The organism is Micromonospora sp. AMSO1212t, assembly GCF_008868145.1.
GTDB classification, from domain to species: Bacteria; Actinomycetota; Actinomycetes; order Mycobacteriales; family Micromonosporaceae; genus Micromonospora; species Micromonospora tulbaghiae.
In genome coordinates, this window is the sequence record NZ_WBKS01000188.1 from 1 (window position 1) to 7,923 (window position 7,923).

Annotated in this window: 8 protein-coding genes and 1 pseudogene; 5 read left to right on the forward strand and 4 right to left on the reverse strand. The window is 72.9% G+C overall.

Annotated features, from left to right (window positions below; translation table 11 throughout):
- A partial coding sequence (locus F8279_RS28145; RefSeq protein WP_225853443.1) for a M28 family peptidase occupies nt 1-2,370 on the forward strand: 2,370 nt, incomplete at its 5' end.
- 156 nt (nt 2,371-2,526) lie between these two features.
- A complete protein-coding gene (locus F8279_RS28150; protein ID WP_151501560.1) occupies nt 2,527-3,075 on the forward strand; it encodes a YciI family protein in 549 nt (182 codons plus the stop codon).
- A 4-nt stretch (nt 3,076-3,079) separates the two neighbouring features.
- Here the strand turns inward: F8279_RS28150 and F8279_RS28155 are convergent, their stop codons facing one another.
- Nucleotides 3,080-3,457: a hypothetical protein gene (locus tag F8279_RS28155; protein ID WP_225853444.1), complete on the reverse strand. Its 378-nt coding sequence runs from the start codon at nt 3,455-3,457 to the stop codon at nt 3,080-3,082.
- Nucleotides 3,458-3,543: 86 nt separating this feature from the next.
- Between F8279_RS28155 and F8279_RS28160 the strand changes: the two genes are divergently transcribed.
- Nucleotides 3,544-4,254, forward strand: coding sequence for a hypothetical protein (locus F8279_RS28160; protein ID WP_151501561.1), 711 nt, complete (start codon nt 3,544-3,546; stop codon nt 4,252-4,254).
- 24 nt (nt 4,255-4,278) lie between these two features.
- Here F8279_RS28160 and F8279_RS28165 read toward each other — a convergent pair whose 3' ends face one another.
- From F8279_RS28165 to F8279_RS28175, 3 genes are all read right to left on the reverse strand, one after another.
- Nucleotides 4,279-4,533 (reverse strand): Smr/MutS family protein, encoded by a 255-nt coding sequence (locus F8279_RS28165; protein WP_013288724.1) that lies wholly within the window; start codon nt 4,531-4,533, stop codon nt 4,279-4,281.
- 59 nt (nt 4,534-4,592) lie between these two features.
- Nucleotides 4,593-4,955, reverse strand: coding sequence for a M48 family metallopeptidase (locus F8279_RS28170; RefSeq protein WP_091426608.1), 363 nt, complete (start codon nt 4,953-4,955; stop codon nt 4,593-4,595).
- An 88-nt stretch (nt 4,956-5,043) separates the two neighbouring features.
- Nucleotides 5,044-5,814, reverse strand: a complete 771-nt coding sequence (locus F8279_RS28175) for an ROK family protein (protein ID WP_151501562.1) — start codon at nt 5,812-5,814, stop codon at nt 5,044-5,046.
- An 85-nt stretch (nt 5,815-5,899) separates the two neighbouring features.
- Here F8279_RS28175 and F8279_RS28180 point away from each other — a divergent pair, with 85 nt between their 5' ends.
- The gene (locus tag F8279_RS28180; RefSeq protein WP_151501563.1) at nt 5,900-7,537 is read left to right on the forward strand and encodes an ABC-F family ATP-binding cassette domain-containing protein; all 1,638 of its coding nucleotides are present in this window, start codon (nt 5,900-5,902) and stop codon (nt 7,535-7,537) included.
- Between the two features lie 38 nt (nt 7,538-7,575).
- Nucleotides 7,576-7,821: pseudogene (locus F8279_RS28185) on the forward strand (hypothetical protein); the annotation flags it as partial.
- Nucleotides 7,822-7,923: the final 102 nt, after the last annotated feature.

Sequence of the window (7,923 nt, forward strand, 5' to 3'; positions counted from 1 at the left end):
CCCCCCACCCGCCCCGCCGACCGCGCGTTCACCAGGCCACGCCGCCGGCCGATCGCCGCCGCGGCCGCGCTCGCCGCGCTGCTCGCCGTCGGGGCGGGCGTCCTGGTCGGCCTCTCCACCCCGGCGCCGCGTCCGGCGGACGCGCCAGAGGGCGAGTTCAGCGCCACCCGGGCGTACCGGAACGTCGAGGTGATCGCCGCCGAGCCGCACGTGGCCGGCAGCGCCGCGAACGACCGGGTACGCGAGCACCTTGTCGGGACGTTGCGCGGCCTGGGCCTGGAGACCGAGGTGCAGGACACGGTGGCGCCCGAGGCAGGGCAGCTCAGTGGCGCGGCGGGCGGGGCGACGCTGGCCCGGGTCCGCAACGTGGTGGCCCGGCTGCCCGGCACCGACCCGACCGGCAAGGTGTTCCTGGTCTCCCACTACGACTCGGTGCAGACCGGGCCGGGCGGCAACGACGACGCCGCCGGCACCGCCGCGATCCTGGAGGTGGCCCGGGCGCTGACCACCGGCCCGCGCCCCCGCAACGACATCGTCTTCGTGCTCACCGACGCGGAGGAGGCGTGCCTGTGCGGGGCCGCCGGATTCGCCGCCTACCACCCGCTCGCCCGCGACGGCGGGGTGGTGCTCAACCTGGAGGCGCGCGGCTCCACCGGCCCGGTGATCATGTTCGAGACGTCCCGGAACAACGCGAAGCTCGTGGAGGTGTTCGGCAAGGCCGCGCCGCATCCGGTGGGCACCTCGTTCGCGGTGGAGATCTACCGGGCGCTGCCGAACGACACCGACTTCACCGCGTTCCTCGACCGCCCCTTCGTGGGCCTGAACTCGGCCTACATCGACGGCGGCGCGATCTACCACACCCCGCTGGACGTGCCGGCCCGGATGGACCGGGGCAGCCTCCAGATGCACGGCGACAACGCGCTCGGCCTGGCCCGCGAGTTCGGCCGTACCGACCTGGGCAGCCTGCGCGCCGGCCACGACGACACCTACTTCCCGGTACTCGGCGGGCTGGTCCGCTACTCCGGCTGGCTGACCGTGCCGCTCGCAGTGGTCGCGCTGCTCGCCGTCGGCGCGCTCGGCTGGCTCCTGCGCCGCCGGGGCCGGGCCACCGCCGGCACGCTCGCCGCCGGCTTCGGCCTGGCCCTGGCGCCGGTCGTCGTGGCACCGCTCGGCGCGTGGCTGCTCTGGGCCGCGATCACCACGATCCGCCCCGGGTACGCCGAACTGCTCGACCCGTACCGCCCGGTCTGGTACCGGCTCGCCGTGGTGGCACTCGCCGCCGCTGTGCTGTTCTGCTGGTACGCGCTGCTGCGCCGCCGGGTCGGCCCGGCCGCGCTGGCGTTCGGCGGGCTGGCCTGGCTCGCCGTGTTCGGTGTGCTGCTCGCCGTGGCGGTGCCCGGCGGGGCGTACCTGACGACAGTGCCGGCGCTGGCCGGCGCGCTCGCCGGGTTCGCGGCGCTCGCCACCCGGCGCGACGGCCCGTGGCCGGTGGTCGCGGTGACGCTCGCCGCCGCGGTGGCGGTGGTGATCCTGCTGCCTCCGGTGGTGCTGCTGTTCCCGGCGCTCGGCATGGGCATGGGCGCGGTAGCCGCGCTCGTCGCGGTGCTGCTCGGCCTCGCCGTACTCCCGGTGGTGGACCTGCTGCACCCCCGGGCCGGCGGCCAGCGCGGCCTGCTCGCGCTGCGCGCACGCCGGCTCGGCGCGCTGCCCGCCGCGGCCGCCGCGCTGGCGGCTGTGGTGCTCGCCGGGGTCGGCCTGGCGGTGGACCGCTTCGACGCCGCGCATCCCGTGCCGACCCACCTGATGTACGCGCTGGACGCGGGCACCGGGAAGGCCGCGTGGCTCACTCGCGAGGAGAAGCCGCAGCCCTGGACCGGCGGCTACGTCGACGGCACGGTCTCGATCGCCGACGACTTCCCCGGGCTGGGCGCCACCGAGTTGCGCGGCGGACCGGCCACCGCGGCGCCCCTGCCCGCCCCGAAGCTGGATCTGCTCTCCGACACCCGCTCGGGTGACCAGCGTGTGCTGCGCGTACGGGTGGTGCCGCAGCGGCAGGTACGCCTGCTCACGCTGCACGTCGACACCGGCACCGCCACCGTGCGGTCCGCCTCGGTGGCCGGGCGGTCCGTGCCGGTCGAACCGGCCGACGGCAGGTGGGGGTTCGGGGTCGTGTTCCACGCCCCGCCGCCGGAGGGTGTCGAGGTCACGCTGACGCTGGCGTCGGCGGCCGGACCGGTGAATGTGCGCGCGATGGACGCCAGTGACGGGCTGTCCGGCGTGCCCGGGTTCCGGGCGCGGCCGGCGGGCGTGGGAGTGGTCGGCTCGCACAGCTCGGAGATGCTGGCGGTGGCGCGCACGTACCCGCTCTGAACGGTCTGCTGCACCAGTTCGCCGAAGTGGCGGTGTCCGCACGCCGGGATACCGCCACTTCGGCGTACTGGCTGTGGGTCAGCGCCGCCCCAGCACCGGCGACAAGTACCCACAAAAAAGTGGCTACGCCCGTTGAGCGACCGCGAGACTCGGGTCATGGAGTTCTTCTGCTACCACCGCGACCGGCTCGGCTCGGCGCCTCTGCGTCAGGAACTGGTCGAGGAGCACTGGTCCTACATGGACCGGTACGCGGAGCAGATGATCGCGCGCGGGCCGACCCTCACCGACGACGGTTCACCGACCGGCAGCGTGCACATCCTGAGCCTGCCCGACCCCGCCGCCGCGCGGGCGTTCGCCTTCGACGAGCCCAACTACCAGGCCGGCGCGTACCGGGACGTGATGCTGCGGCGGTGGCGGAACATGCTGGGCCGCACCATGTGGGAGTTTCCCGGGGGCCGGACCGGCGGCAACCGCTACCTGGTGCTCGGCCTCGGTCCGGAGCAGAGCGCCGGCCCGATGTTGCCTCAGCGGCAGGACGAGCTGATCGCGTACGGGCCGCTGCTGTCCGACGACGCCATGACGTGGGTGGGCACGGCGGCGTTGGTACGGGCGGCCGGGCCGGACGAGGCGCGCGCCGTGCTGGCCGCCGACCGGTACGCCGAGGTCGAGGTGCACAACTGGGTGTTCGGCGGCCGCCCGGCGTAACCGGCTACTCGTGATCTCCCAACCGCAGCAGAAGACCTGCGGGCTGCGTCGTGCCGCCGTCGATGGGCGCGGCGTTCAGAAGCCGATGCCCCGGCAGCAGGGCCAGCAGATCAGGACGCTGCGCCGGTCCGACGCGCGTCTCACCGAATTCCCCCATGTCGTAGGCGGCGTACGGCTCGGCGAACTGAAGGCGCAGCAAATCGCCGGATTCATTGGCCATGACGGCTGGCACGCCCTGAAAATGCAGCCAGAAGTGCAACAGGCTCTCCTCGTCGCCACTACGCCGGCCGCCGGACCAGTGGCGGGCCTCGGTGACCGCGACGAGGTTCCGGCCGATGACCTGACGCAGCACCGCTTCGGCGGGCGGGAGCGCATCACGCACAGCCACCTCCAGCGGCATCGATCCGGCGAGGGCGGTTCGCCGGCTGGGACACGCCGCCAGTATCCACAGGTGGCTAGGCTGGCGATGTGCCAAGCGATCCGGAGTGTGTGCGGCAGGCGCTGGCGATGTGGGACGGTTTCCCCGTTTACCGCGAGCCGCGTCCGATCGTGCTGACAGCGATGGGCGTCAGGGCGCTCGACCGGCTGATGGCGGACACGCAGTGGCGGTCGTTGTTCGACGGCCCCGGCGTTCCGGAGTCCCAGTTGCCGCCGGAGATCGCGCCGGCCGCCATCGACTACTGCCGTGACGTGCAGAGCGGGGCGCAGAGACCGCTGGCGAACATCATCCGGGCGAACGGACCGTTCGCCACCGACCGAGGCGTCCGCGAACTCCCCGCGTGGATGATGTACCCCGACGACCGGCGATGGCCGTTCATCGCTTTGGACCCGGACTTCGAACGTCGGATGGCGTGGCGGCCACCCGGCGTAGGAGCCGCTCATCACGAGGAGGCCGTGCTCGCGAACGACGGGCGCACCCTGACGCTCCGGTTCATCGGAACGCCCGCCCAGTATGCCGACTACCCCGACGCCGTGATGTACGAGACGGACACGGCAGTGCTCGTCGAGCCGGTGGAGGTCGCCCGCGACGGGAACGGCATTCGACTGGCCTACGCCGAGGAGCGCGAGGTGGTGGTTCGCCTGACCGCTCCGCTCGGCAACCGGGTCCTGGTCGGCGTCGGGCACGGTCCCGGAACAACCACCTTCGGCCTCCCCATAACGGTGCTCACCGCGGCCTGACCGAGTTGAGCAGACGTGGGCGCGCTACTTCCAGCGGAAGTGCACGAACAGCCGGCCGAAGTTCTTCGAGTCCTTCTCGACCCGGTGGTAGAGCTGCTTGACGTCCTTCTGGTCGAGGAAGCGCAGCACCTTCTTCTTCAGCGCGCCCGACCCCTTCCCCGGGATGATCTCCACGAGCGTGGCCTTCTTCGCCACGGCCTCGTCCATGATCCCGCGCAGCGCGCGGTCGATGTCGTGGCCCTTGTTGTAGATGTCGTGGAGGTCGAGCTTGAGCTTCACGGTCCCATCCTAGGTACGCGGAAGGGCAGCCCGCCCGGGCTGCCCTTCCGCGGGATCAGTCAACGACCGACCTTGCCCTCCACCCGTCGCAGCGCGGTGGCGTAGTCGGTGTTCGTCGAGTGCATCGCGGCCGCGATGCGCAGGTGCCGCAGCGCGTCCACCGGCCGGTTCATCCGCTCCAGCGTGCGGCCGAGCACGTGGTGCGCGTAGTGGTCGCTCGGGTCGCGGTCGACCAGCGCGCGCAGCTGCTCCTCGGCCCGGTTGAGCTGGGCCGACTGGAAGTACGCGCGGGCCAGCAGCTGCCGGACCGAGGAGTTGTCCGGCTCCGCCTCGATGATCGGTTCGAGCAGCCGGGCCGCTCCGGTCGGGTCACCCGCTTCGAAGAACATGGTCGCCCGCCGGTACTCCGCCAGAAGATCCACTCGACCCACCTCCTCGTGTCACGCCAGGCCCTTGGTCCCGACGCTGGCACAACACCGGCGGAACCGCGAGTGTTCCTGCCGTCGAAGATCAGGTGGTCGGGTCGTACCGGCCCCCGATCAGGTCCCAGGCCCGGACACCACCGACGATTCCGGCCGTGTTCGGGACGATCACCACGTCGTCGCCCATCCGGGCCACCTGCTCGGGCCGGATCAGCCGGGAGTTGCCGCCGCCGAGATACAGCCGGTCCCAGCGGAACACCGGCCGCAGGCCGTCCACCACCTGCCGGATCCGCCGGGACCAGAACGCGTCGCCGAGGCGCCGCCGTTCCGGCTCCCCCACGTACGTGTCGTAGGTGGTGTTCCACCGCACCGGCGCGTGCGACAGCTCCAGGTGCGGTGCCAGCATCCCGCCGTCGAACAGCGCGCTGCCCAGCCCGGTGCCGAGCGTCAGCACCAGCTCGCATCCGGTCCCGGCGACCACGCCCGCGCCGTGCACCTCGGCGTCGTTGAGCACCAGCGCCGGTACGCCGAACGCCTCGGCCAGCGCGGTGCGCGCGTCGTACCCGGACCACTCGGCCACCAGGTCCGGGTCGACGCGGCTGCGCGGCCCGGAGCGGGTCACGTAGTGCGGCGTGGCCACCACGACGCCGTGCCGGATCATGCCGGGCATGCCGACGGTGAGCCGGTCCGCCGCGGGCAGGCGGGCGCCGAGATCCAGCAGCGTCTTGACGAACAGGGACGGCGGCAACGGGTACGGCGTGGGCACGCGCAGCGGCCGGGCGCGCATGGTCCCGGCGGCGTCCAGCACGGAGGCCTTGATCCCGCCGCCCCCGCAGTCGATCGCCAGTGTGGTCACCACGGCTGTGAGTCTCCCTCAGACCGGCGTCACCGCGAGCGCGGGTCACGGTAATCCGGATGCGCCCGCCGGTAGGCTCGGTTCCCTGATGAGCGCCACGTTGATCGCCAAGGACCTCACCGCCGGCCACGGTGACCGCCTCCTCTTCGAAGACCTCGACCTGGTCGTTGCGCCGGGCGACGTGGTGGGGCTGGTCGGGGTCAACGGCGCCGGCAAGTCCACGCTGCTGCGTACCCTCGCCGGTCTTGTCCCCCGCGAGCAGGGCTCGGTCGCGCTGAGCCCGCCAACCGCGACGGTCGGCTATCTGCCGCAGGAACCGGAGCGCCTGCCCGGCGAGACGGTCCGCGAGTTCCTGGCCCGGCGCACCGGGGTGAGCGCCGCGCAGGCCGCGCTGGATGCCGCCACCGAGGCGCTCACCGCCGGGGCGGCGGGCGCCGACGACGCGTACGCCGATGCTCTGGAACGCTGGCTCGACCTCGGCGGCGCGGACCTGGACGAACGGGCCGCGCAGGTCGCCGCGGAGCTGGGTCTCGACGTCGGCCTGGACCACCCGATGACCGGCCTGTCCGGCGGGCAGGCCGCCCGCGCCGGGCTCGCGTCGCTGCTGCTCAGCCGGTACGACGTCTTCCTGCTCGACGAGCCCACGAACGACCTCGACCTGGCCGGGCTGGACCGGCTGGAACGCTTCGTCACCGGGCTGCGCGCCGGGACCGTGGTGGTCAGCCACGACCGGGAGTTCCTCACCCGCACGGTCAACCGGATCGTGGAGCTGGACCTGCACCAGCGGCAGGTCAAACACTACGGCGGTGGCTACGCGGCCTACCTGGAGGAGCGGGAGGTGGCGCGCCGGCACGCCCGTGAGGAGTTCGAGGAGTACGCCGACACGAAGGCCGGCCTGGAGGCGCGCGCCCGCACGCAGCGCGCCTGGATGGAGAAGGGCGTCAAGAACGCCCGGCGCAAGGCCACCGACAACGACAAGGTCGGCCGCAAGTTCCGCGCCGAGTCGACCGAGAAGCAGGCCGCGAAGGCCAAGCAGACCGCCCGGCTGATCGAGCGGCTGGAGGTGGTCGAGGAGCCGCGCAAGGAGTGGGAGCTGCAGATGGAGATCGCCGCCGCGCCCCGCGCCGGCGCCGTCGTGGCCTCGCTCCGAGGAGCAGTGGTACGTCGTGGCGGCTTCACGCTCGGCCCGGTGGACCTTCAGATCGACTGGGCCGACCGGGTGGCGATCACCGGGGCGAACGGCTCCGGCAAGAGCACCCTGCTCGCCGCGCTGCTCGGGCGGCTGCCTCTGGACGAGGGTCACGCCGCACTCGGTCCGGGTGTGGTGGTCGGCGAGGTCGACCAGGCCCGGGGGCTGTTCCTCGGCGACCAGCCGCTGCTCGACGCGTTCGGTGCCGCCGTACCCGATCTGGCCCCGGCGGACGTGCGGACGCTGCTCGCGAAGTTCGGGCTGCGCGCCGACCACGTGCTGCGCCCGGCGGCGACCCTGTCCCCCGGCGAGCGGACCCGGGCCGCCCTGGCCCTGCTCCAGGGGCGGGGCGTCAACCTGCTGGTGCTCGACGAGCCGACCAACCACCTCGACCTGGCCGCCATCGAGCAGCTCGAATCGGCGTTGGCCACCTATCCCGGCACGCTGCTGCTGGTGACGCACGACCGGCGGATGCTCGACGCGGTGAGCGTGAACCGGCGGCTGCGCGTGGCGGACGGACGGATCGCCGAACACTGATCCGTGCCGACGGGCGCGCGCGGGTCCACAATGAGCGCATGCTCAAGTGGGAGTACGCGCTGCTGGTCCGCCGCCGCCAACCCGCCGCGACCGACCTCGGGTTCGAGGTCCTCTTCATCTGGTACGGCCCGGACGGCTCCATGATCGACGTGACGCCGTACGGCGACACCGCGCTGGCCCACCTGAACCGGGCCGGTGACCAGGGCTGGGAGCTGGTCGCGATGAGCGAGGACCCGTCGCTGCCGGGCAACAACGAGTTGCACCGCTACCACCTCAAGCGTCCGAAGGCAGCAGCCGCCCAGCCCCGCCAGCGCATGCGAAGCTCCCGCACAGTCCGCCGAACCCCCTCCCCCTGACCGGTCTCTTATACACCTCTCCGAGCCCAC